At 70.9% G+C, this 24233-nt stretch carries 21 protein-coding genes; 7 read left to right on the top strand and 14 right to left on the bottom strand.

What is annotated here, in order from left to right; translation table 11 throughout:
- Positions 1–92: 92 nt before the first annotated feature.
- Positions 93–1040: an Lrp/AsnC family transcriptional regulator gene (locus tag RPX00_RS24745; RefSeq protein ID WP_406628880.1), complete on the top strand. Its 948-nt coding sequence runs from the start codon at positions 93–95 to the stop codon at positions 1038–1040.
- On the opposite strand, the gene eccD is transcribed toward RPX00_RS24745, so the two are convergent.
- The 6 genes from eccD to RPX00_RS24715 are packed head-to-tail and all read right to left on the bottom strand — an operon-like array spanning position 1030 to position 6409.
- Positions 1030–2406: a type VII secretion integral membrane protein EccD gene (gene eccD, locus RPX00_RS24740; protein WP_406628878.1), complete on the bottom strand. Its 1377-nt coding sequence runs from the start codon at positions 2404–2406 to the stop codon at positions 1030–1032. The genes RPX00_RS24745 and eccD overlap by 11 nt on opposite strands.
- Positions 2403–2726, bottom strand: coding sequence for a YbaB/EbfC family nucleoid-associated protein (locus RPX00_RS24735; protein WP_037809598.1), 324 nt, complete (start codon positions 2724–2726; stop codon positions 2403–2405). Before RPX00_RS24735 ends, eccD begins: the two co-directional genes overlap by 4 nt.
- Positions 2719–3210 (bottom strand): hypothetical protein, encoded by a 492-nt coding sequence (locus tag RPX00_RS24730; RefSeq protein WP_406628876.1) that lies wholly within the window; start codon positions 3208–3210, stop codon positions 2719–2721. The genes RPX00_RS24735 and RPX00_RS24730 overlap by 8 nt, the downstream gene beginning before the upstream one ends.
- A gap of 5 nt (positions 3211–3215) precedes the next feature.
- Positions 3216–4562 (bottom strand): hypothetical protein, encoded by a 1347-nt coding sequence (locus tag RPX00_RS24725; protein WP_406628874.1) that lies wholly within the window; start codon positions 4560–4562, stop codon positions 3216–3218.
- Positions 4563–4565: 3 nt separating this feature from the next.
- Positions 4566–5594, bottom strand: a complete 1029-nt coding sequence (locus RPX00_RS24720; RefSeq protein ID WP_406628872.1) for a WXG100 family type VII secretion target — start codon at positions 5592–5594, stop codon at positions 4566–4568.
- Between the two features lie 35 nt (positions 5595–5629).
- A complete protein-coding gene (locus RPX00_RS24715; RefSeq protein ID WP_406628870.1) occupies positions 5630–6409 on the bottom strand; it encodes a WXG100 family type VII secretion target in 780 nt (259 codons plus the stop codon).
- A gap of 136 nt (positions 6410–6545) precedes the next feature.
- Here RPX00_RS24715 and eccCa point away from each other — a divergent pair, with 136 nt between their 5' ends.
- Positions 6546–10490: a type VII secretion protein EccCa gene (gene eccCa, locus RPX00_RS24710; protein WP_406628868.1), complete on the top strand. Its 3945-nt coding sequence runs from the start codon at positions 6546–6548 to the stop codon at positions 10488–10490.
- Here eccCa and RPX00_RS24705 read toward each other — a convergent pair.
- The 5 genes from RPX00_RS24705 to RPX00_RS24685 all read right to left on the bottom strand — a co-directional run bounded on the left by RPX00_RS24705 (position 10487) and on the right by RPX00_RS24685 (position 16216).
- Positions 10487–10849, bottom strand: coding sequence for a hypothetical protein (locus tag RPX00_RS24705; protein ID WP_406628866.1), 363 nt, complete (start codon positions 10847–10849; stop codon positions 10487–10489). The genes eccCa and RPX00_RS24705 overlap by 4 nt on opposite strands.
- A gap of 150 nt (positions 10850–10999) precedes the next feature.
- Positions 11000–11377, bottom strand: coding sequence for a hypothetical protein (locus RPX00_RS24700; protein WP_406628864.1), 378 nt, complete (start codon positions 11375–11377; stop codon positions 11000–11002).
- Between the two features lie 15 nt (positions 11378–11392).
- Positions 11393–11803 carry a hypothetical protein gene (locus tag RPX00_RS24695; protein WP_406628862.1) on the bottom strand — a complete coding sequence of 137 codons (411 nt, stop codon included), beginning with the start codon at positions 11801–11803 and terminating at the stop codon, positions 11393–11395.
- Positions 11804–12167: 364 nt separating this feature from the next.
- Complete coding sequence (locus RPX00_RS24690; RefSeq protein WP_406628860.1) at positions 12168–12521, bottom strand: DUF6086 family protein; 354 nt, start codon at positions 12519–12521, stop codon at positions 12168–12170.
- Entirely contained in the window at positions 12521–16216 is a 3696-nt protein-coding gene (locus tag RPX00_RS24685) for an ALF repeat-containing protein (protein ID WP_406628858.1), read from the bottom strand. The genes RPX00_RS24690 and RPX00_RS24685 overlap by 1 nt, the downstream gene beginning before the upstream one ends.
- 429 nt (positions 16217–16645) lie before the next feature.
- Between RPX00_RS24685 and RPX00_RS24680 the strand changes: the two genes are divergently transcribed.
- From RPX00_RS24680 to RPX00_RS24670, 3 genes are all read left to right on the top strand, one after another.
- The gene (locus RPX00_RS24680; protein ID WP_406628856.1) at positions 16646–17140 is read left to right on the top strand and encodes a hypothetical protein; all 495 of its coding nucleotides are present in this window, start codon (positions 16646–16648) and stop codon (positions 17138–17140) included.
- Positions 17141–17338: 198 nt separating this feature from the next.
- Positions 17339–18841 (top strand): tachylectin-related carbohydrate-binding protein, encoded by a 1503-nt coding sequence (locus tag RPX00_RS24675; protein ID WP_406628855.1) that lies wholly within the window; start codon positions 17339–17341, stop codon positions 18839–18841.
- A gap of 12 nt (positions 18842–18853) precedes the next feature.
- Positions 18854–20737, top strand: a complete 1884-nt coding sequence (locus RPX00_RS24670; protein WP_406628853.1) for an FG-GAP-like repeat-containing protein — start codon at positions 18854–18856, stop codon at positions 20735–20737.
- Positions 20738–20770: 33 nt separating this feature from the next.
- Here RPX00_RS24670 and RPX00_RS24665 read toward each other — a convergent pair whose 3' ends face one another.
- A complete protein-coding gene (locus RPX00_RS24665) occupies positions 20771–21208 on the bottom strand; it encodes a hypothetical protein (protein WP_406628851.1) in 438 nt (145 codons plus the stop codon).
- A gap of 66 nt (positions 21209–21274) precedes the next feature.
- Between RPX00_RS24665 and RPX00_RS24660 the strand changes: the two genes are divergently transcribed.
- Together RPX00_RS24660 and RPX00_RS24655 are read left to right on the top strand one after the other, a co-directional pair.
- A complete protein-coding gene (locus RPX00_RS24660) occupies positions 21275–21952 on the top strand; it encodes a hypothetical protein (protein ID WP_406628849.1) in 678 nt (225 codons plus the stop codon).
- 63 nt (positions 21953–22015) lie between these two features.
- A complete protein-coding gene (locus tag RPX00_RS24655; RefSeq protein ID WP_406628847.1) occupies positions 22016–22720 on the top strand; it encodes a S1 family peptidase in 705 nt (234 codons plus the stop codon).
- 55 nt (positions 22721–22775) lie between these two features.
- On the opposite strand, the gene RPX00_RS24650 is transcribed toward RPX00_RS24655, so the two are convergent.
- Together RPX00_RS24650 and RPX00_RS24645 are read right to left on the bottom strand one after the other, a co-directional pair.
- A complete protein-coding gene (locus tag RPX00_RS24650) occupies positions 22776–23651 on the bottom strand; it encodes a class I adenylate-forming enzyme family protein (protein ID WP_406628845.1) in 876 nt (291 codons plus the stop codon).
- Positions 23651–24217: an AMP-binding protein gene (locus RPX00_RS24645; RefSeq protein ID WP_406628843.1), complete on the bottom strand. Its 567-nt coding sequence runs from the start codon at positions 24215–24217 to the stop codon at positions 23651–23653. Before RPX00_RS24645 ends, RPX00_RS24650 begins: the two co-directional genes overlap by 1 nt.
- Positions 24218–24233 lie beyond the last annotated feature (16 nt).

Raw genomic sequence — 24233 nt, 5'->3', positions numbered from 1 at the left:
GCCAGCCTGGAGAGCGGCTACGCAAGATTCCAGCCACCGCGTTCAAGACGAGGAAATCTTCCATCCAAGACGGAATGGTGCAGAATCAAGCCATGCTCGACGACCTCGACCATGCCCTCGTCCACGCGCTCCAGATCGACGGCCGCGCCCCGTTCGCGCGGATCGGCACCGTCCTGGGCGTCTCGACGCAAACCGTCGCGCGCCGCTACCGGCGGCTGCGTACTGAAGCGGGGCTGCGCGTCGTCGGGCTGGCCGCGCCGCATCGCGCCGGGCAGACGCAGTGGCTCGTGCGGCTCACCGTCGTCCCGGCGGTCGCGCAGCGGGTGGCCGACGCGCTCGTCCGCCGCACCGACACGACCTGGGTCAAACTCGCCGGCGGCGGCACGGAGATCTGCGTCATCGTCCACAGTGCCAACGACTCCGGGCACGGCCTGCTGCTGCACGACATCCCGCGCACGACCGGCATCACCGCCGTCTCCGCGCACCAGCTGCTGCACCTCTACCACGGCGGGCCGACCGCCTGGCTGGGCCGCGCCGAAGTCCTGACCGACGCCCAGCGCCGCCAGCTGGAGCCGGAAACCCGCGCTACGAACGCCGAAGCAACGCCCGCCGACGAACCGCTGCTCACCGCGTTGCAACGCGACGGCCGCCTCGGTCAGACCGAGCTGGCGGCAGTCACCGGATGGTCCGCCGCGACCGTCGCCCGCCGGATCGCGGACCTGCGCGCGGCGGAAACCCTGTACTTCGACGTGGAAATCGACGCCCGGCTCTTCGGCGCGACCACGCAGGCGCTGCTGTGGATGGCAGTGGCCCCAGCCGATCTCGACACCGTCGCCACCGAACTGGCCAGCCACCGCGAGCTAGCCGTGGTAGCCGCGACCACCGGACCGACGAACCTGCTCGCGCACGCTCTCTGCGCCGATCCCCCGGCCCTGCACCGCTACCTCACCCACCGGCTCGGCGCGCTGCCCGGCATCCGCTCCTGCGAAACCGCGCCCGTCCTGCGCACGCTGAAAGCCGCCAGCCCGCTCAGCCGCTGACCGCCTCGTACACCCCGGCGATCAACGCCACGAACGGCACCAGCGACAGCAGCACCAGGAACTCCGAGATATCCAGCAACCGCGACCAGTACGGCGAGCGCACCCCGCGTGCGACCCGCGTCGCGTAGAACAGCGACACCACCGCGGCCAGGACCAGCACCAGCCCGGCCGCGAGCAGCGCGATCCGCTCGTTGCCCGCGATCAGCCAGAACCCCGCGGCCAGCAGCGCGACGAGGCCGAAGCCGACCAGCACCAGCCGCTGCGTGCGTCCGGCGTACGCGCGCGAACGCTGGATCCACGCGATCCCGAGGAGCCCGGCCAGCCCGGCTTCCCACGGCCCGCCAGTAGTCAGCACCACCGACGAACCGACGACCACCAGCCCGAGCGCCACCAGCAGGCTGGTGAGCAACGCCTGCGCGTACGTGGTCCGTCCGGCCATCTCCGCGCCGAGCGACGGCTGTTCGTTGGCACGGAAGGATTCCATGTCGTCCGGCACGCGCGGAAGCGGCATCCGGCCCAGCCGCAGCGCGAGCATCGGCGCGACCGCCGCGAGTGCGGTCGCCAGCACTGCCGCGACGGCTGCGGCAGCGACCGGCTTCGCGCCGGTCAGCAGCACCACCCCGGTCGCGATCGCGCCGATCCCGGCCGAACCGACCACAGCCACGAAGAACGGCAGGCGGTCCGCGACGGAAACCGCGGCCAGCACGCCGTAAACGGTCACCGCGGCCAGCCCGGCGGCAAGCGGTCCGGCGGACAACGAGAACACCGAATGCGGTGGCAGCAAAGACATCCCGGACAGCAGCGCGACGCCGACACCGGCCAGCGCACCGGCCGCGCCCGCGCCCGAATCGCCGTACGCCCGGCTCAGCGCGCCGCCGCCGAGCAGCAGCACGATCGCGAGCAGCCCGGTGCCGATCGGCGCGAGCACGCTGCCCGCCAGCGACGCCTGGATCAGCAGCCCGCCCACGAACAACAGCACCGCGGCCGCCGTGATCCCGGCCCGCCGCGCGACCTTCGGACCCCACGAAGTCGACGCGGATTCGCCGACGCTTGCGATCGAGTCGACCACGTCGTCGAACAGCAGCGGACCCCGCGGCCGTTCGCGCGGGGTCAGGTGCAGCACCTCGCCGTCGCGCACCTGCGCGGCGGCCACGGTGAGGCCGAGCGCGAGCGGCGCGCCGCCGAGCCGCGAAAGCACCCAGCCCGGATGCTCGGCCGACGCCTGCCCCGCCGCCCCGGCGAGCCGGACCAGCTGCGGCACCAGTTCGGCGAACGTGCTCTGCTGCGGCAGCGCGACGTCCACCCTGGCGCGCGGAGTGACGATCGTGACGCGCCGGGTCGACCCGGCGACGGCCGGCGCGCTCACTGCTGGGACCTGGACGCCTCGATCACCGGCGCGAACTTCGCGCTGCTCGCCTCGGCGAGCTTCTGCAGGCCGGCGTTCACCGCTTCGAGGACGATCTCCGACAGCGTGCGCGCGTCGTACTCGCGGATCGCGCGCTGGTCGATGTCGACCGAGGTGAACCGGCCGTCGCCGCGCAGCGTCACGGTCACCTCGTTCTGCCGCGAGGCGGCCTTGACCTCCATCGCCTCGACCGTGCGCTGGATCCGCTGCACCTCTTCGGTCTGCTTGCGGACCTGCGCGAGCAGCTCGTCCATGTCCGGCACGGCATACGGTTCAGTCACCGTCGTTCTCCTTCTCCTGCGGGGTTTCGCGGCGGACGTGCACGCTGGCGACGAACTTCCGGAAGTCGGGGACGAGCGTGCGCGCGTCCTGCGGATCAGCTGTGCAGACCAGCTCCAGCACGACCCGCCCGGCCGGACCGGGCACGGTCAGGAACACCTGGATCTGCAGCAGATCCTGGCCTTCACCGGTGCGCAGCCGCAACGTCTGGGTAAAGCCGGGAGCGGCCGCGCTGCCGACCTCCTGCCGGTCGAGCACGTCCAGCAGCGCCATGGTGCGGCCGAGCCGTTCGACGGATTCCTCGGCGATGTCCTTCAGCGGCAACGAATCCTGGCGCTGCTGGAGGCCGAGCGTGATGTTCGGCGTGAAGTCCGCCTTCGGCTTCGGGTGCACCGCGACGAAAACCAGGCCGGGCGCGATCGGCGGCACCGGCGTCCAGCCCTCCGGGACGTCGAAGCCCAGCGGGAGCGTCACGAGATCGGCCATCGCGCTCACCAGGAACCCACATACTGCGCGGCGTCGTCCCAAGCCCCACCCAGCGCGTTGGCCGCCTCGCTCGCCGCGTCGCCGACCGCGTCGACCGCCGCGCCGCCGTATTCGGTGACCGCCGCGCCGACCTTCGGCAGGTCGATGTCGATCTTCGCCCCGAGCCCGGCGCCGAGGCCCAGCGCGGCACCGGCCTTGAAGTTCATCTTCAGATGCCCGTTGTCGTACACGAACTGGCCGTCGAGCTGCGCGCCGATTCCATATTGGACACTCCCGCTCGCGCCGACGCCGACCCCGGCGACATCCGCCGCGACCTGGCCCTCCAGCTTGCCGCCCGCGAACGCGTTGGCGTGCACGCCCAGCCCATGCACACCGAGCTGCCCCGAAGCGCTGACCTCGCCGCCAGCGAACGCGGAGCCGCGAGCGCTGCCGTGTGCGACGCCGTAGCTTCCGCTGGTCCCGACGTCCTCGCGGAACCCCAGTTCGGCGTGCCCGGACGCCTTCGCGTCCCAGCCCTGCGAGGAGATTTTCCCGTCGTACTCCGGAATGAAGCCGTCCTGCTCATGCGCCGTCTTGGCGTAGGTGATCTCGGTGGCGCGGCCGATCGCGGTCTTCTGTTTGGGCTGTCCGAACGGAGTGTCGGCCTTCTTCGGCGCGCGGGTGCCTTCCAGCCCGTTCCAGGTCAGCTTCTTCCAGCCGGAGTTGCCGAACCACGACGGCGCCGAACGCGGGCGCTTCCGGCCGTCGAGCGTGTCGCCGTTGACCCAGGACAACGGGCCGTAACCGCGTTTGCCCAGCTTGCCCGGCTTGCTCATCGGCCCGGCCCACGGCGCGGGGAACAACTCGGCCAGCGCGTCCGACAGCTCGTCGGCGACCTGCCCGGCCGCCGCGACCGCTTGCTCGCCCAAATCCCTTGCGGCAGCGATAAAAGCGCCCACCGCGTTCGGGTCCGCCGCACGCGCTTGGTTGGTGAGCTGCGCGCCGTACTGATCGAACTGCGACAGGACCGAGTCGACCCCAGAACGCGCCCAGCGCAACAGCTGCCCGGCCATCGACAGCCGCTTGCCCTGATCAGCCAGCTTCGTGCCGTCTTCGGTCAACGCGTGCGCGACGTCGGCCGCTGCTGTCGCGTACGCGGTGTACGCAGCGCCGTCCCAGTCCGCGTGCAATGCCGTGGCAGCGTCCGCGATTTCGGTGGCCTTGCCGGTCATCGTGGACGCGTTGGTGCCACAGCGGTTCGCAGCCGCCTCCAGCGCCGCCGGGTCGCCGGTGACCCGGCGCTGGTATTCGACCAGCACCTGCCGGTAGTTCGACAGCACCGAGCTGACGACCCCGGACGCGTCCACGGCCACCGGCTACGCGCCCTTCGCGTCGATGTCGACGTGCTGCTGGAAGTGCTTGCCCTGGTAGGTGACGTCGACATCGATGTCCACGTCCTGTCCCGCCGGAGCCTCGACCGTCGACTGGCCGGTGTTCAGGTCGGTGTGGATGACGACCTCGTGCGCACCGGTCGACGGGGCGGGCACCGAGGGCGCGGGGGCCGGAGCCGGGGCGGGGTCCACCGGGATCCAGCTGTTGCCCGCGTTGGCGCCGCTGGACGGCCAGGCTCCGGTGCCCGTCCCGCTGCCCGCCGGCCAGCCGCCGTTGGCCAGCGCGGGCGGCGTGTAGTTCGTGAACGACGGGTTGCCGCCGGGCACTCCCCCGCCGCTGCCGCCGATCGCCGCCTGCCCGGACGCGCTCGCGACCGGCGCGGGCAGCTGCGGCGCGGTCACCGGGGTACCCGAGACGGCCGCGTTCCCCGCCGCGCCGTTCGCGTCGGAAGACCCGTGGTGGAACAGCTTTTCGATGTCGCCGATGATCGTCGCGACCTGAGTGATCTGGTTCGCGAGGTCGCCCGCGCCGAGCGCCTTCAGCAGACCGCCCACCGCGGTGATGAATCCGCGCAGCGTGGCGCTGGTGGCGGTGGAAAGCGCGACCGCCGCCCCGTAAGTCCACCAGTTCGACATCAGCGACGCGACGGTCGGGTTCACCGCCGCGACCACCGACCGGTACGCCTCCTGCGCCGTCTTCACCAGCGTGCCCGAGACGCCGAGCAGTTCGGCGCCCTTCTCGATCACGTTGATGATCTTGGTGAGCTGCTCGAGCGAGTGGGAGATCTTCTGCAGCGCCGATTCCGACGCCCCGCCCGACCAGACCTTGCCGAGCTGGTCGGCGGCCTTGCTCAGCTCGGTGTAGAGCGAGGTCAGCTCGGCGGCCTTGTGCAGAAGGTCGAGGACGTGCTTGGCGATCTGCTCCGGCTGGCCGGTGACGATCTGCGGCAGCACGGTGATCGGGCCGCCGCCCGAGGCGGTGGCGTCCATCGCGCTGGAGTTCGGGAAGAGCATCGGACCTCGCTTGGTCGGGGGTCGCTGGGTCGGGGTCAGACGGAGGCGGGCCGGTACACGCTGACCTTGGCCAGTCCGCCGAGGCCCGGATCGACAGGGCCGTGGTTGTAGAGCGCGCCGCCGTCCCCGGCGACGCCGATCACCGGAGTGCGGTCGGCGAGCAGCAGCGGTTCCACCACGACGACGTCGCCGCTGTGCACGCCGCCGGGCACGTCGCCGAAGGTGCGCGCGGTGCCCGAATAGACCTCGATCAGGCCCACGCGCGCCTGGTTGTCGGCGTCGCCGGCGAGCCAGTCGTTGAAGTCCGCGACGCCGTGGAACCGGGCGTCGGTCAGCGGATGTTCGGCGAGCCGACCGAGGTCCGCGTCGCCGAGGTAGCGCAGCACGTTGCCGACCGAGGACGGTTCGCCGTGCGCGCCGGTGCTGTCGGTAATCGCCGCCGCGGCCAGGTGCGCGGCGTGCGGGGCTCCCCAGATGGACGTCAACGAAGAAGACTGAGCCGTGCCGCCGCTTCCGCCGTAGCCTTCGGAAACTGCTTCGTCGGCGCTTTGGTAAGCGTCGGCGCTGTGCTTGACCAGGCCGTTGATCTCCTGCAGCAGTTGCAGCAGCGAGCGCACCGCGGTCACCTGCTGCGAGTGCAGGGCCTCGTTCGCCGCCGCGACGACGCTGCCGAAACTGGCGAACGTCGCTGGCTGCAGGACGAGTTTTTCCAGGTCTGCGACGGCGTTGATGCCGTGGGCGATGACGGCGCCCACGTTGCCGACGGTGGAGCGCATGGCCTCCGGCTCGGCCCGGTACTCGCCGGTCGTGCCCATGGCTCTCCCTCCCGGTCTCCCGCGTCCGGCGCACCGGTGCGGGGCGCCTGCCCGAGAGCGTAAGTTCGCCCCGCCGGGCGAGCGGACGGCAAAAGTACCCACCGCGACCGGACAGCGGACGGCCAAAATACGGGGCATGAGTTCCGCCCGCGACCGCCTTGGCCTGCTCGGCGAGCAGCCAGGGGAGATCATGCTGCAGTCCCCGCCCATGCTGCCCAAGAGCGGCTCCGGCGGCGTGATGCAGCTCATGATGTTCCTGCCGATGATGCTCGGCATGGGCGCGATGTCGTTCGTCTACATCGGACGCGACGGCGGCGTGATGACCTGGATCTTCGGCGCGCTGTTCGTCACCGCGATGGGCGGCATGATCGTGATGTCGCTCGGCCGCGGCGGCATGGCGAAAAAGGCGCAGATCAACGAGGAGCGCCGCGACTACCAGCGGTATCTCGCCGGTCTTCGCACGCGCGTGCGCGCGGTCGCCGATTCGCAGCGCGCCACGCTGATCGCGCAGCAGCCGGACCCGGCGGACCTGTGGGCCTACGTCGAAACCGACCAGCACTGGGACCGCCGCCGCGGCGACCGCTCGTTCGCGATGGTGCGCGCGGCCACCGGTCCGCAGCCGCTCGCGACGCCGTTGCGCGCGCCGCAGATCGCGCCGCTGGAGGAGCTGGACCCGGTGTCCTCCACCAACCTCAAGCACTTCATCCAGACCTTCTCGACCGTCGAGGGCCTGCCAGTCTCGATCTCGCTGCGTTCGTACGCGGCCGCGACGCTGTCCGGCCGCCGTCCTGACGTACTCGGGATGACTCGCGCGGTGCTCGCGCAACTGGTCACCTTCCACTCCCCGAACGACCTGCGCGTGGCGTTCTGCGTCGCCCCGGACCGTTCGCACGACTGGGAATGGGCGAAGTGGCTGCCGCACGCCACCGCGCCGGTGCTCGCCGACGCGACCGGCCCGCGCCGCCTGTTCGCCGACAGCGCAACGGAACTCGCGAAGCTGCTCGGCCCGGATCTCGGCGACCGTCCCGCGTTCTCGCGGCGCGGCGGGTCAGCGGATTTGCCGCACATCGTGCTCGTCGTCGACGGCGGCGACTCCCACGGCGAACCCCGGCTGCTGGCCGAGGAAGGCCGCCTCGGCGTGACGGTGCTGGAAGTCGGCGGCGACCAGCCGCGCGCGACGTCGACCGACCGGTTGCTGAGCCTGCACGTCGCACCGGATCAGCTCGGCATGGTGGTGCTCGACGGCACCGAAGCCCGGCTCGGCTTCCTCGGCACGCCAGACCGCCTGGACCACGGCGCGGCCGAAGCGCTGGCCCGGATGCTGACGCCGCTGCACCAAGGCGGCGCGGTAGTCAGCGAGCAACCGATGTCCTCGACGTTCGGCCTGGCCGGTCTCCTCGGCATCGGCGACCCGCGCGACACGGACACGACCGTCACCTGGGCCCCGCGCCCCGCACGCGACCGGCTGCGGATTCCGCTGGGAGTCAACCCTGAAGGCCGCCCCGTCGAACTCGACCTCAAGGAATCCGCCGAGGGCGGCATGGGCCCGCACGGGCTGGTGATCGGCGCGACCGGGTCCGGCAAGAGCGAACTGCTGCGCACGCTGGTCACCGCGCTGGCCGTCACGCATTCGTCGGAAAAGCTGAATCTCGCGCTCATCGACTTCAAGGGCGGCGCGACGTTCGCCGGGATGACCAACCTGCCGCACACCTGCGCGGTGATCACGAACCTGTCCGACGACCTCGCTCTCGTCGACCGCATGGCGGACGCGCTGAACGGCGAACTGCTACGGCGGCAGGAACTTCTGCACTCAGCCGGCAATTACGCATCGGTGCGCGACTACGAGAAGGCGCGCGCGGACGGCACGCCGCTGCAGCCGTTGCCTTCGCTGCTGGTGATCATCGACGAGTTCTCCGAGCTGCTGTCCTCACGGCCGGAGTTCATCGACCTGTTCGTCGCGATTGGACGGCTCGGGCGCTCGCTGGGCATCCACTTGCTCCTCGCGTCGCAGCGGCTGGAGGAAGGCCGCCTGCGCGGGCTCGACTCGCACCTGTCGTACCGGATCGGCCTGCGGACGTTCTCCGCCGCGGAAAGCCGTGCGGTGCTGGGTGTCGCGGACGCCTACCAGCTGCCGCCGGTGCCCGGTTCGGCGTATCTGAAGTCCGACAACGACACCCTGATCCGGCTGAAGGCCGCTTACGTATCCGGCGAACTGCCGCCGCGCAGCCGCATCGTGCGCTCGGACGGACAGCAGCTGGGCGTCCTGCCGTTCACCCTGGCCCCGGTGGAAGTGCCGGTCGCCGAACAACCCGCCGCCGAGGCTCCCGCCAAGGGCACCGGCGAAACCATCATCGGCGCGATGCTGTCCCGTTTGGAGGGACGCGGCCCGGCCGCGCACCAGATCTGGCTGCCGCCGCTGGCCGAACCGCCCACTTTGGACCAGCTGCTGCCGCCCATCGGCGAAGACCCCCGCCGCGGTCTGTGCCCGCTCGGCTGGGGCGGCAACGGCAAACTGACCATCCCCGTGGCGTTGGTGGACAAGCCTTTCGAACAACGCCGCGACATGCTGTGGGCCGATTTCTCCGGCGCGGCGGGCAACGCGGTGATCGTCGGCGCACCGCAAAGCGGCAAGTCGACATTGATGAAGGACATCGCGGCGATGCTCGCGCTCACCCACACCCCCGCCGAGGTGCAGTTCTTCATCCTGGACATGGGCGGCGGCGCGCTGGCCCCGATCGCCGGCCTCCCGCACGTCTCGGGCTACGCCACCCGCCGCGACCCGCAACGCTGCCGCCGGGTCGTCGCGGAACTGGTGACCTTGCTGGAACAGCGGGAAGAATTCTTCGCCGCACACGGAATCGAATCGATGTCCGCCTTCCGCAGCCGCCGCGGCGAGTTCACCGAAAGCAGCGACGACCGCGAGTTCGGCGACGTGTTCCTCTTCGTGGACAACTGGACCACCATCCGGTCGGAGTACGAAAAACTCGAAGAGCAGATCACCGCGCTCGCCCAGCGGGGCCTCGGCTTCGGCATCCACGTCCTGGTCTCGCTGAACCAGTGGATCGGCGCGCGCGCCCAGCTCCGCGACGCCATCAGCACCCGCTTCGAACTGCGCCTCGGCGACCCGGCCGACTCGTCGATCGACCGCAAGGTGGCCCAGAACGTCCCCGCCGACCGCCCCGGCCGCGGCCTGACCGCGGACAAACTGCACTTCCTGGCCGCCCTCCCGCGCATCGACTCCGACCAGCGCCCCGACACCGTAGGCGCCGGCGGCCTGGACCTGGTCCGCCGCGTCTCGGCCGCCTGGACCGGCCCGCGCGCCCCTCAAGTCCGCCTCCTGCCCCCCGAAGTCCCCTTGGACTCCTTCCCGGCCGCCCCTCCCGGCCGGATCACCCTGGGCCTGGCCGAATCCACCCTGCGCCCGGTCCACCTGGACTTCCGGACGGACCCGCACTTCCTGGCCTTCGGCGACGTCGAATCCGGCAAGAGTTCGCTGCTGCGCGCCCTCATCACCGGCATCTGCCAGACCAACACCCCCGACGAAGCCCTGATCCTGGTCGGCGACTACCGCCGCGGCCTGCTCGGCGTGGTGGACCAGCCGCACCTGCTCGGCTACGCCGGTGCCGAGAACACGCTGACCGACTTGGTGAACCAGTGCGCGACCGCGATGCGCAACCGCCTCCCCGGCCCCGACGTCACCCCTGAGCAACTGCGAAACCGCTCGTGGTGGCGCGGCCCGGACCTGTACGTGGTCATCGACGACTACGAACTGGTCGCTACCGCGGGCCGGAACCCGGTGGCGCCGCTGCTGGAATTCCTGCCGCAGGCAAGGGATATCGGCCTGCACCTGATCCTGGCCCGCTCTTCCGGCGGCGCCGGACGGGGGTTGTACGAGGCGGTGATCCAGCGGGTGCGGGAACTGGGCTCGCCGGGTCTGGTCATGTCCGGAGGGAAGGAGGAAGGCGCGTTGCTGGGCGATGTGAAGCCTTCGCCACAGCCTGCCGGGCGGGGGACGTTGGTTTCGCGACGGCATGGGGCGGAGCTGGTGCAGGTGGCTTGGACTAAGCCGGTGGAGGATTAACGCGCTCGGCCTCGCTCCGTGCGCGACTCCTGGAGGAACCGGCTCGGCGGGGGCGGCGGAGGAAGCGTCAGCTGCCGCACTTCGGCCAGGAACTCCCTCACCACCGCGAAGAACTCGCTGATTTCGTCCGTCCCGCCGGACAGCCGCGCGGCGACCACCTGCGCCGCCTGACTCGGCCAGGCGATGTTGGGGCCAGGACCGCCGTTGCGAGCCAGCCATTCCTCGAACCCCCGGAAATACGCCAGCTCGGCGGCGGCGTCGAAACCGGTGAAAAAGGAGAGGGCTTGCTCCAGCGTGTAGATCCCGTACACGCCAGGACGGTTCATCACGTCGGCCATGCGTTCGTTCCGGGTGAGCATTTCCGCCTCTCTCAGTGCGACTTCCAGCCGCGATCCGCGCCGCGCCGGAATCAGCTCCGAGACCGGCTTTTCTTCTGCGGCAAGCCGTTCAGCGACAAAGCGTCCCGGCCCGGCGAGTACGACTTCACCGAGCCGGGACACCGTCGCCGGTCACAACTCGTCGAGATCCACTGCGAAACCGGCACCGTCATCGTAGGGAACCACGTCCCACAACGACTTCGCCGCGCGCCAGACCGCCGACACCGCCGGCCACGCGACTTCGCCGCTCAGCGTGAGCGTCGCCACCGCGTCCGAGGCGGCTACCCGGCCCGACTCGTCGCTGGGAGCCAGCTCGGCGATCATCGCGGCGACCACCGGAGTGCCCGCGGAGAACTCGAGCTGACAGCCGTCGCCCACCTCCGCGGAAACCCAGCCTTCTCCGCTGAGCCGGTTCTCGACCGGCACCCCGGCGCTCTCGGTCAGTGCCTCGAAGCCCGCGGCGGCGGTCGCCCCGCCGGTCTTGCAGTACAGGTGGATCTCATACGCCATCCGCGTACACCGCCGTCATGGAGCGTTCCTCACCACATTGATAATGAACCCGTACGTCGCTTGCAGGTAGGCGTCTTTGGCCTGCTGCGTGGCATTGTAGGCCGAGCCGCCGGTCTTGGCTTCGACGTAGCCGAGCAGCTGCCCCAGGGTGTAGATCCCATACACCCCGGGACGGTTCATCACGTCCGCCATGCGTTCGTTCCGGCTCAGCATGTTCGCCTTCCTCAGGGCAATTTCGGATACAACAGCTCCCACCGGACCACGACGGCCCGCAGCTCCGGGTCGGCGAGATGGTCCCGCACCTCCCGGCAGCTCGGAGTCCACCGCCAGCCGCTCCACGAGCGTTCCCGGTTCAAGGCCGCAGCGCAGCATCTTGTCCGCGCCGACAAAACCGCGCCCCCGCGCGAAGCCGGTCGATGACCGCACTGTCCACTCCGGACGGCGCAATCACCGGAACAACCGATTTCCCTTCCGCCGCAAGCCATTCGGCAGCGAAACGCCGTTGCCCGGCGAGAACGGCCTCACCAGGCCATGGTACCTCCGAAACTCCCGCGCTCGCTGCTCGTACCCGTCACCGGCCCGACCCGCGCGGCCACGGTCTTGGCCGCCTGGACCTCCCCGGTCAGGTTCGGACCGGGACCGCCGTGGGCGAATAGATCCCGTACGTCCCGGGCCGGCGCAGCACATCGGCGATCCGGCCCACGATGCTCAGCCTCCCTCGTCCGGCTCGGACCCGAAACACTCGCCGCGCTGGTATGGGCTCCTCGGCCGAGGAGCCCATACCAGCCGGTCACTTCGGCAGCTCCGGCAGCGAATCCCTGGCCTCGGCCAGCTCTGCCGGGACCCCGTCCACCGTTACCCCGCACTCTTCCAGCAGGACCAGGCAGATCGCCAGGAACCCGCGGGCGAGCTGCCAGTACACCGGATGGCTCGCCACGGAGCTGCCCAGCAGCGTCCGGACGAAGGCGGCCAGCCTCGGCGGGTCGAGGTAGTAGTAGTCGCTGGCCATCGCCGTGAACCCGGCGGACGGAAGGTCGAGGTCGAAGTTGCTCGCGAGCGTCTCCGCCATGCTGACGAACAGCTTCCCCATCCGCAGCGACGGGCTCCACACGGTCTCGCCGCCGGCGTCGAACACGTAACTCACTAAGCGAACTCCAGGAAAATCGTCAGGCCGGGGTGCGCGGCGCGGATCTCGGCGATCGCCTCTTCGATCCCCTGCCGCAACGCGGGATCGACGCCGGGCGAGGTCAACCGCAAGCCCACCGGGGCGTTACGATACGCGGACAGTTCAGGACTGATCTCGCGCGCCTTCAGGTAGGCGTCGAACTTTTTCGTCACCTGCTTGTCGGTCCACACCTTGACGTCGGGCACCCAGGTCGCGCTCTTCTCCTCCCACAGCACGCCGCGGTCCACGTGGTCGATGTCGGTGATCAGCCTGCCGTTGTTGGGAACGCTCGGGTCGAACACCTTGACGTCTCGCTGGCCTTCGAGCGGCCCCCGGTTCTGGGTGAGCTTCTCGATGTCGCCCGCCGCGCCCTTGATGCCGTCCATCGCCATCGCGAGCCCGCCGAGGATGCCCGCGATGCCGCCCGCGATCGCCGGTCCGCCGGTGAAGACGCAGGCGATCAGGCCGCCCACGAAACCGATGGCCGCGCCCGGGATCGCGCCGACCCCGCCTTCCGGCAGGCCGACGAGCGCCCCCGCCGCGGTGCCGCCCGCGATCTCCTCGCCGCAGGTCGTGACGCCGGCGACGACCCCGGTCGCACCGGCCACGGTGAGCCCGAGCCCGCCGCCGATCTCCAGCAGGTGCGCCAGCAGCGTGAGCAGTTCGCCCGCGTGGTCGCGGACGAAGTCGAGCGTGCCGCGGGCCATCGCGTCGATCATGGACAGCAGCTGGTCGGCCGCGTCCCGCAGTTTCGCCAGCTCCGGCCGGTCGCCGGCGCCCGCCGCGGCTTGGTCGCGGAGCTTCTGCACGGAATCGCGCAGCCCGGAGACGGCTTGCTGGGTCTGTTCCTCGCGCTGCTTCTCGACCGCCGCGTTCTGCGCGGCTGCCGCGGCCTCCGCCGCTTGGGCCGCGGAACGACCCGCGGCGACCGCGTCCGCAAGCGCTTGCGCCGCCGATGCCCGGGCCTGCGCCGCGTACTGGGACGCCAATGCCGCGGACTGGGCAGCGTGCGCGGCGGAGTTCTTCGCCGCCTGGGCGCTGCCCTGCGCGGCAGCCGCGGCGTCCCGGGCTTGCTTGGCCGAGAACGCCGCCTGCGCCGCCGACCGGCTCGCCTCGTCCGCGGAAGTCTTGGCCTGCGCGGCGAATTCCTCGGCGCGGGACGCGGACAGCTTGGCATCCGCTTCCCAGCGGGCGGCCTCCTCCGCCGCACCCCGCGCGGTCGCCTCGTACTGGGCGGCGAGCGCGGCGTTCTGCTTGGCCAGCGCCGCGGACTGCGCGGCATCGGCCACGTAACCGTTGATCTGCGCGACGTGCTCCGCGGTGTCGGCGTCGCGCAGCGCGGCGTCGTACTGGCCGGTCTTCAGGAACTTCCGGACGTAGGACCACGGCCCGGACAAGACCGCGTTGGCTTCCGCGCGGACCTCCGGGCCGCCGGCGTCGAGGATCTTCTGCACCGCGACCCGGTCGTCGTCCTCGGCGGCGCGAAGACGGCCGGTGGCGAGGAAGGCGCGGACGTCCTCCGGGGTCCCGGAAAGGGCCCGGTTCGCCGCGTCGCGGGTGATCGGCCCGCCCGTGTTGAGGATCTTCTGCACGGCGACGCGGTCGTCGTCGTCCTTGTGCGGATACGCCCGGGTGCGGAGGAATTCCTTGACCTGGTCGTAGCTTCCCGCGTTGGCCGCGTTCGCGGCGTCCCGCTGCGCCGCGACCATGGTGGTGCCCGCGATCACAGAAACGCTGTATCGGTCGTCCTGTTCTGTCGCGGCCGCGAAACCGGTCCGGACGAAAGCCGCGACCTGCTCGGCAGTGCCGCCGAGCGCGGCTGAAGCGGCGAGCCGCACCCGCGGGCCTCCGCTGTGCCACAACGCCAGCGCGGCCCGCCGGCCGGCTGTGGCCGCCGCTTCCGGCGCCGTCGCCGGGTCCGCGGCCTGATTCAGCAGCTGCTGCGTCGCCGGGTCGACCTGTTCGGCGATGCCCGCGGTCCACTGTGGAGTCGCCGCCTTGCCTGTCTCGGCCTGCTTGGCGTCCTCGGCCTCGCGCATAGCCTTGGACTGCTGTTCGGCCAGCCGTTCCGTGTCCGCCCGGCGGGCGAGTTCGGCCGTGCTCTTCGCCTGGTCCGCCGCGGTCTGCGCACTGGCCGCCTCGGTCTGGGCCGCGACCGCCGCGTCATGAGCCCGCTGGGCCGCACCGGCCGCTTCCCCGGCGTGCTGCGCCGCCTCGTCGGCAGCCTGCGCCGCCGCGTCCGCGTGTGCGGCCGCGTCGGTGGCGGCTTGCCGGGCTTCACCGGCGGCAGCCGCCGCGTCGTTGGCGAGGGCGAGAGCGACCCCGGAAGCCCGCTTGGCTTCGTCCGCGTTGCGCTGCGCCCGAGCGGCGGCGGCAGCGGCTTCGGCGGAACTCGCCCCAGCCCGCTGTGCCCAGCCGCCCGCGTCCCGCGACGCCTGCGCCGCGTCGGCCGCGTTCCCGGCAGCCGACGCCGCCGCCTGCGCGGCCACCGCTACCTGGCGCACCGCTTCGACAGCTTGGGCTACCGCGTCCGCTGCCGTGCGCGCCCCGATCGCCGCGTCGCGGGCTTTCTGCGCGGCGTCCCGGGCAGCGTCCGCCTGCCCGCGGTCGTGTGCCGCGCCCACCGCGGCATTGCGGGCCCTGGCTGCCGCTTGACCGGCCATGGAAGCCGCCCACGCCGCCTGGCTCGCCGCGTGGGACGCTTCCCGCGCGGCCCTGGCCGCGGCCGCGGAAGCGTCGATCGCGCGCTGCGCGGCTTGCGCCGCCCGGTTCGCCGCGTCGGCGGCCCGGCCCGCCGCACTCGCCGCTTGCTCGGCCGATTTCTGCGCCTGTTGCGTCTCGTCGGCCGCGGTCTTGGCCGCCGCCTTGGCCGCGGCCGCCGCGGCCACTGCCTGGTCGGCCGCGTCCTTCGCGGCCTGAGTCTGCACCGCCGAACGGGCCTGGGCGCCCTTGGCGAGATCCGCGAGCGCACTGACCGACAGCGTCTCCGCGTCCCGTTGGGTCGCTGCTTGGTAACCGGTGCGCAGGAACTCCCGCACGCTCTCGATCGTCGAGGACAGCGCCTGGTTCGCGGCCTTCTTGACCTCCGGGCCGCCGGTGTTGAGCAGCTGCTGCACGGCGATGCGGTCGTCGTTGTCCTGCGCCTGCTGCCAGCCTGCCCCCAGGAAGGCCAGCTGGTCGTCGGTCGAGCCGTTGAGCGCGGTGTTGGCCGCCGCCTTCACCCTGGGCCCGGTCGCCGCGGTCAGCAGCCTGCTGACCTGGATCCGCACGTCGTCGTGCCACGGCTGCTGCCAGCCGCTGGTCAGGAACGCCCGGACGTCGCCGATCGTGCCGCTCAGCGCCGCGTTCGCGGCGTGCTGCGTGGCCGGTCCGCCGCCGGTCAGCATCTTCTGGACCGAAACGCGGTCCTCGACCTCCTGCATGCGCGCGAGACCGGACACGACGAAGGTGTGCACGTCCTCGTCCGTGCCGCACAAAGCGGCCTCGACGGCGCGCGACACGACCGGTCCGCCGGTGCGCAGCAACGCGACGAGCTGCTCGCGGTCCGTCGGCGGCGGCGAGTCCGCGGCGGCGGCGACCGGCGCGGCCCCGATGGCGGGCGTGATGCCCACAGTGAGCGCGACGGCGGCGAAAAACGCCGTCGCGGCACGGAATCTGACCCGGAGAGGTCTCATGCGTCTCGCTTCCTTTCCCGTACCCGGACGGAAGTTCTCCGCGCACGGTCACGGCGGGCCGACGGACCGGCGCTCACCGGCCCGCTGCCTTCCCGAGCGCGAAACTGCGGTTCTGCCGCGGGGAATGCGGGCGCGCGAAAACGAAAACCGGAACTGCAGCCGGACTCTCCCCCGTGGAGCAGGTCGAAATTAGCAGAATCGCGGACGGCTCCGGTAGCGGCATTCGGGTCCGGGAATTCGGCGAACGCATGCCGGCGCGGAATGTGCCGGTACGCGGAACAAGCCGCCGAACGGCCGTTGACGCCTACTCTGGCGATCGTTAAAGTCCGATTCGGGTCCGCACGGGGACGGACGCGCTTTCACCGCAGTGCCAGCACGGCAACGCCTGCCGTGGATTCGTCCTGTCCGATTGTCACCCCAGGGGGAACTATGCGCGCACGCGCGCGTTCAGTCATGCTCGCCGGTCTCACGCTCGCCGCGGGCGCCGCTGCCGCCGTCTCGGCCACCGCGAGCGCGGCTCCCGCCGACGACACGCCGCCGCCGATCGTCGAGGACTACGCCTATCCGGGCGCGGCGAAGATCTTCCAGGAACGCGCGTTGACGCTGATCAGCGGCGACGGGCACATCCTGTTCGCCGCCTGCGGCAGCGGAGCGGCGATGCTTGAGGTGCACGCCTACAACTCGGCCGACCACGGCCCGGATTCCGGCCACTACTGCTTCACGGTCACCGGCTCGACCGGCTATCTCCGGCTGCAGGTGCCTTACGCCTATCAGGTCAAGGGCGACAGCCACACCGTGCAGGCCACCGTCGAAATCAACGGAAAGAACAGCACCGTCCCGATCGCCAAGAACGGATGGACCGGCGTCGGCGAAGGAGCGGGAACCGATCCCGCGACGCTTCTCGAGTTGCGCGCCTCTTCCTGAGTAGCCCGTTCGGAAGATCCTCTTGCGCTATTTGCCACCCGGGGCACCGGGTGGCAAATAGCGTGCCTTCGCTTTCCGACTGACCCCTCACGCCTCCAGAGGAGGCGTGCACACTATTCCGTTCTCCATTCTCCTGGGAAGTGCTATGCGCCCGAAAAAGGAAGACCCGGCGCGGCGCCCGCAATCGCCGCGATCCTCGTGACCACCGCTGTCTGCACCGCTGCCCCCGCTTCCGCGGTTTCCGGCGGAACCGCCGTCCCGCTCGGTTCCCATCCTTATCTCGCCCGGATCTCCACCGCGACCAAAGCGTGCTCCGGCGTTCTGATAGATCCCTCCTGGATCCTCACCTCCGCCACCTGCCTCACGCCCGACGACCTGGGCAAACCCACCGAACCCGCGACCGTGCTGGTCGGCGACGTCGACCTCGGCACCGGCGCCGGGAAGTCCGCGAAGGTCGCCAAGGTCGTGCGCCGGGCCGATCGCGACGTCGTGCTCGCGAAGCTCGATGCTCCGGCGACCGGCGTCGCCGTGGCCACGGTCGGCAGCACCGCTCCGCAGGCCGGGGAAACCTTGCAGCTGGCCGGTTTCGGCCGCACCGCGACCGAATGGGTGCCCGCCCGGCCGAGGATCGCGCCGTTCGCCGTCGTCAGCAGCACTGGCACGACGATCGCGGCCAAGTCCGCGGACGGCGTCGACACGTGTCTCGGCGACGCGGGCGGCCCGGCGTTGCGGACGGTCGGGCAGAGCGTCGAAGTCGTTGCCCTGCACAGTGCTTCGTGGCAGCACGGCTGTCTCGCGGTCACCGAAACCCGGCAGGGCAGCACTGAGACCCGCGTCGACGACCTCGGCGGCTGGATCCGGCAGAGCATCGTCCCGACCCCGGTTTCCTGCCCCGGCGGCGCGATCGTGTGGTCCGCCCGCGCCGACGGCACGCTCTGGCGCTACACCCACCACGACCCGGCAGGCGGCAAGCCCGACTGGACGGTGCCGCCCAAGGACATCGGCCAGGGCTGGAACGGCCGGACGATCGCCGGCAAGGGCGGCGCGGTCTGGGACATCCACCGCAACCACGGCGCCGGCGACCCGTTCGGCACCGGCGTCCTCAAGCGCTGGGTGTACTCGCCGACGACCGGCTGGAGCGGCAACCTCGAGGTCGGCAGCGGCTGGGAGCGCTATCTGACGCCGGAGTACGGCAACCGGGTCACCGCCGACGAGCAGGGCCGGATCTTCATGATCGACGACCAGGCCCGGCTGAAGGTCTACGTGTGGAACGACGCGACGAACGACTGGGTCAACGGCGGCGGCGACGTCGTCGACACCGGCTGGGGCGCGTTCGACTCGATCACCGCGGCCGGCGACGGCGTGCTCTACGCGCGCAAGCCGAACGGCGACCTGTTCCGGTTCAAATACGACTTCGCGGCGGCCAAGTGGACCCAGCGGAACAAGCCGGTGGGCGTCGGCTGGAACATGTTCAGCGAGATTTTCTCGCCCGGCGGCGACATCCTGTACGGCCGCGGCGGCTACGGCAAAAGCCCCTGGGACGACACCATCGGCCCGGTGCTGCGCTGGTACCGCTACTCCGACAACACCGACACCTGGGGACCGGCCGCACCGGACGGCGGCGGCCTCAGCGTGGGCACCGGCTGGAACACCGAGATCCACGTAACCGCCGCTCCCGATTCCTGCAAGCTCGCCGGCTGACCAAGGACGACCATGAAACTGCACTCGAGAACCGCCGCGGTGGCAGCCGCCGTCGCGGCGGCCGGTCTGCTGACCGCGCTGCCCGCGTCCGCCGTTTCCGGTGGCACCACAGCGAAACTGAGCTTCGCGGCCAAGCTCACCGCCGACGGACGCGCCTGCAGCGGCTCGCTCGTCGAGCCCACGCTGGTGCTCACCGCCGCCAGCTGCTTCCCCGAAAACCCGCAGGGCGGCACACCCGCCAAGCCGACCACGGTCACCGTCGGCGGGCACACCGCCAAGGTGGCCACGGTGATCACCCGGACCGATCGCGACGTCGCACTCGCCCGCCTCGACACCACCATCACCGACGCCGCACCGCTGAAACTCCCCGTCGCAGCAGGGATTCCGGCGGGCGAACTGTCCCTGGCCGGCTGGGGCCGGACTTCGACCGAATGGCTTCCGGCCGACGCCAGCGTCGCGAAGTTCACCGTTTCGTCCAGCACCGCGACGTCCGTCTCGCTCACCGGAGCCAACGGCGCGGACGCCTGCAAGGGCGACGCGGGCGGCCCGGTTTACAGCCAGGACAACGTGATCGTCGCCGTCGCGGGCGCGTCGTGGCAGCACGGCTGTCTCGGCGAAACCCAGACCCGCCAAGGCACGACCGGAGCCAGGGTCGACGACCTGACCGGCTGGATCCACGAGCAGGCCATCGTCGGCTCGGCGAAGGCGGTCGGCCACGGCGTCACGGTGTCGTGGACCCCGCTGGCCGCGTCCGACAACGCGACCTACTCCGTCTACGCCAACGCGAGCGGGCCAGCCAAGGCCGTGCCGGAGCAGCTCGTGGGAACCACCGCCGAAACGTCGCTGGTGCACTCCGCCGCCGCCCGGCAAAACTGGTCGTACCTGGTCGTTTCCTCGACCGGCGTCGCCAGCCCTTCGTTCTCCGCGAAGACCGGGAACCGCTCGCTGACCGACTTCACCGGCGACGGCAAGGCGGACATCGCGACCTTCGTCCGGGGCAGCGCGGGCAGCGTCTTCGTGGCGAACTCGGACGGCGGCCAGTTCGTCGACCGCAGCGTCAAGTGGCACGACCGGTTCTCCATCGGCGACGAGATCCCGCTGACCGGCGACTTCAACGGCGACGGAAAGGCGGACGTCGCCACCTTCACCCGCGGTGACACCGGAGACGTCTACGTCGCGCTGTCGGACGGCACCAAGTTCAACGGCAACGGCACGCTGTGGCAGGACGACTTCGGGCACTTCGACGACCGTCTCGCCATCGGCGACTTCAACGGCGACGGCAAGGACGACGTCGTCGCTTTCACCACGCGCGGCGCGGTCTACGTCGTGCTGCCCGAGGGCACGAAGTTCGGCCCGGCGCAGGTGTGGCACACCGGTTTCGGCTTCGGCAACGAGGTTCCGATGGTCGGCGACTTCAACGGCGACGGCAAAGACGACATCGCCACCTTCACCCGCAGCGACACCGCGGACGTCTTCGTCGCGCTGTCGGACGGGTCGAAGTTCACCGGCACCAGCGTCAAGTGGCACGACAACTTCGCCTTCAACGACGAAATCCCCGCCGTCGGCGACTTCAACGGCGACGGCAAGGACGACATCGCCGTCTTTACCCGAGGCCCTGCCGGGGACGTCTTCGTCGCGCTGTCCGACGGCACGAAGTTCACCGGCACCAGCGTCAAATGGCACGACAACTTCGCCTTCAACGACGAAATCCCCGCCATCGGCGACTTCAACGGCGACGGCAAAGACGACATCGCCACCTTCACCCGCGGCGACGCCGGAGACGTCTTCGTGTCCCTGTCGGACGGCGGCCAGTTCACCGGCATCAGCGTGAAGTGGCACGACAACTTCGCGTTCAACAACGAAGTCCCGGCCCCGAGAGCGATCACCGTCCTGTAAGCACACTGTCCGTGAGGGGAACCTGGGTTCCCCTCACGGACGGCCGAGCACCGGAAACTCCGCGTCCACCGCGTCCAGCGCCGCGACAGCCTCCGCCAGCTGCGAGTACGCGATCCCCTCGATGCGGAACAACAACCGGTTCCCGCTCGAGTGATCAGCCACCGCGACCCCCTCCGCCTCGACCCGCCCGTCGGCGCCGACGGTCACGGTCAGGTCCAGCCAGTCCTCCAGCGAGGTCAGCCGCGCGCTGCCGCCGGACTCGCCGCACGCCGCCAGCTCCGCCCGGAACTCCCGCAGTTCATTGGCCCGCAACCCGGCGCCCAGCCGCGCGCTGAACCCGCCGGACACGATCTCGATCGGGCTGACCAGCCAGTTCCCGTCCCAGAAATCGTCCGCCCCCGGATGCATCCGCCCGCGCACCGCGATCGCCACCCGATCGCCGCGCGCCGAACCCAGCCTCACCGTGTGCATCCCGCTCCCCGCTAGCCCGCATTGCCGCTCTGCCAGCATATGCAGTCCATGATCGAAGGGGATCCGATGCCCGGACTGGCAGAACTGGCCTACACCACCGGCGGAGGCGTCATCGGCGCCGCGCTCACCACGTACCTCGCCAAAACCCAGGAACGCCGCCAGCTCCGCGCCGAGGTCTACCGGCAGCTGGAAGCGACCCGCGCCGTCTCCGGCGGGGTGCACGACATCCGGATCGGCCTGCCCCCGAACACCGCGGCCAGCCGGAAGCACCTCGCCGACGCGCTCGGCATCGCCGCCGTCCTGGAAGACGGGACAGACGCCCACCGCGCCCTCCGCGAGGCGCTGTCCGAACTGCTCACCGCCGTACTGGTCGCCGGAGTCCCCCGCCGAGTCGCCGATTTCGCCGCCGGCGCCCACGAACGCGTCCTCGAATGCGCCATTGCGGCAACCGTCGCCCAGCGGCTCGGCAAAGCCCCGGACCTGACCCAGCTGACCCAAGCGGCCCAGGACTACCGCGCCGAAACCACCGGCCTGCTGCTCGCCGTCCTCTGGCGCCCGTGGCGCGCCCGGCTCCGCACCCGCAGCCGGATCCGCAAACTCCGCGTCGCCGTGCGCGCACTGCATCTTCAGCAGGAAGCGGCCGTCGCCGCGCTCACCCGTCCGGAGCAAGCGGAAGCCCTCCGCCAGCGGCTTGACCCCGGCGGGACGCTCCGCGAAACGTGGACCGAAGACCGACTTCCGTAGGTTACCCGATTTCCAAACGCCGCCTACGGTCGGGAAATCACCACCGAGGCGGAGGGATTTTCCATGCGTTACGCGAAAGCGGCGGCCGTCGTCGCAGGGGCTGCGATGGCGTTCGGGGTCGCGGCGACCGGTGCGGCGAGCGCCGACACGTACATCATCGGCGGCGAAACCGTGAAGTCGGCCCCGTGGGGCGCCCAGATCTTCTGGGACGACGTCACCGAAAACGGCGGTTTCGAGTGCTCCGGCACGATCATCGCCTCGGAGTGGGTGCTCACCGCGCAGCACTGCCTCAACAAGCCGGGCATGCACGTCAAGGTCGGCGACGTCGCGCTCGGCAAGGGCACCGAGGCCGCGGTCGACGAGCAGAAGGCCTCGCCCAACGGCGACATCGCGCTGCTGCACCTCAAGACCGCCGTGGACACCACGTTCATGAAGCTCGCCGACAAGGACCCGGAAACCGGCGCCACCAACCAGATCTACGGCTGGGGCCGGATCAAGGACCAGAGCCCGCCCTCGGACACGCTCAAGACCGCGGACGTCCAGGTCACCGGCGAGAGCACGGACGCCTTCAACGGCAAGGCGATCGCGAGCAAGGGCGTCACCGGCGCGTCGTGGCACGGCGACTCCGGCGGCCCGCAGCTGGCCGACGGCGTCCAGGTCGGCGTCTGCTCGACCGGCGAGAACTCCGGCAGCGACGAGCACGGCACGCAGAACTACGCCAGCATCGCGAACAGCCGCGACTGGATCAAGCAGACCGCGGGCGTCTGATCCGCGCGTTCCGGCCCGCCGCCCCCGTGCGCGGCGGGCCGGAACCTCGCGGGACCTACCGGGCGAGGGCGCGCAGCGCGGCCTTGTCCGGTTTTCCCGAGTCCGCGACCGGGACCTCGTCCACCACCGTGATCACCGCCGGCACCGCGGCCTCCCCCAATTCCGCGGCGACCGCCGTCCGCAATTCGGCCGGATCCGGAATACGCCCCGGCGCGGCGACTACGAATGCGTGCGCCGCCTCCCCGGTCCGTTCGTCCGGAACCGCGACGACATAAGCCTGATCCACATCGCGATGCGCGGCGAGCGCACGCTCGATCGGCCCGGTGTAATGAATCACCGCGTTCACGATCACCACATCCCGGGCCCGCCCGGTCAAATACAAAAACCCGCGTTCGTCCAGCCGCCCGATGTCCTGCGTGCGCACCCATCCGCCGGCCAGCACCGTCGCGCTCTGCGCGGGATCGCGCCAGTACCCGGCGAAAGACCTTGCGGTACGGGCGAAAACCTCCCCGGTCACTCCAGCCGGCACCACGCGGCCGGAAGGGTCCCGCACTTCCAGCGAAACGCCGTCGACCGGAAATCCCACCGACTCGATCGTCTCCGGATGCTTCGCGACATCCGCGGTAGTCAGCACAGTCAGTTTCCCGGTCTCGGTCTGCCCATAGCCTTGCCGCAACGCCGGTCCGATCCGCTCGAACCCTTCCGCGAGCAATCCGGGCTCCACCGGAGAACCGGCGACAGTGAGCGTCCGCAGCCCGGAAAGATCGACTTTCTCCTCCCGCAGCACGTCGAGCATCCGATACAACCGTGGCACCGTCACCAAGGCCGCCGTAATGTCCAACCGCTGCAAAATCCAGGGAAAGTCCGGCAGACCTTCCGGAATCACCGCGGTACCCCCAGCAAGCAGACAAGCCTGCAAATGCAGCACCATCACCGCGCTGCTGAGCGTCCCGAAAAGCAGGAACCGCCGGTACTCCCCTCCGGAACCGGCCCCCGCTGTTCAAGCCGGAACTCGGCCAGCGCGTCGAACCGGTACGTGACCCCCTTCGGCACCCCGGTGCTCCCGCTGGTGAACACGACCCAGCCCAGGTCCTCCGGCCTCCCGCACGGCACCGGTTCCTCATACGCGGCAAGGAGTTCCGGCCCGATCGGCAGCGTCCGCACCCCCGCCAGCTCCGGCCGCTCGGCGTCGGTCACCACCGCGACCAGCCCGTCCAGCACCGCGGCCAGATGCGCAGGCGGCAGCCCCGCCCGCACCCCGACCGCGCGGGCGCCGAGCGTCTGCACCGCGATCTGCGCCGCCCAGCCCTCCGGTGTCACTCCGGTCGCGACCCCGACCCCGTCCCCCGGCCGCACCCCCGCCGCCCGCAGACCGGCGGTGAACCGTCCGATCAGGTCGAGCACCTCGCCGCGACGCACCCGCCGGTCCCCGTGCTCGAACGCGATCGCGTCCGGCGCGCGCCGCAGCGCGTCCAGCAGGTCTTGGGGAAATGCCATCACACCGTCCTCCCGT

Source organism: Amycolatopsis sp. WGS_07, from assembly GCF_045278895.1.
In the GTDB taxonomy this organism is placed as follows: Bacteria; Actinomycetota; Actinomycetes; order Mycobacteriales; family Pseudonocardiaceae; genus Amycolatopsis.
This window is presented reverse-complemented; position numbering and strand designations above follow the sequence as displayed.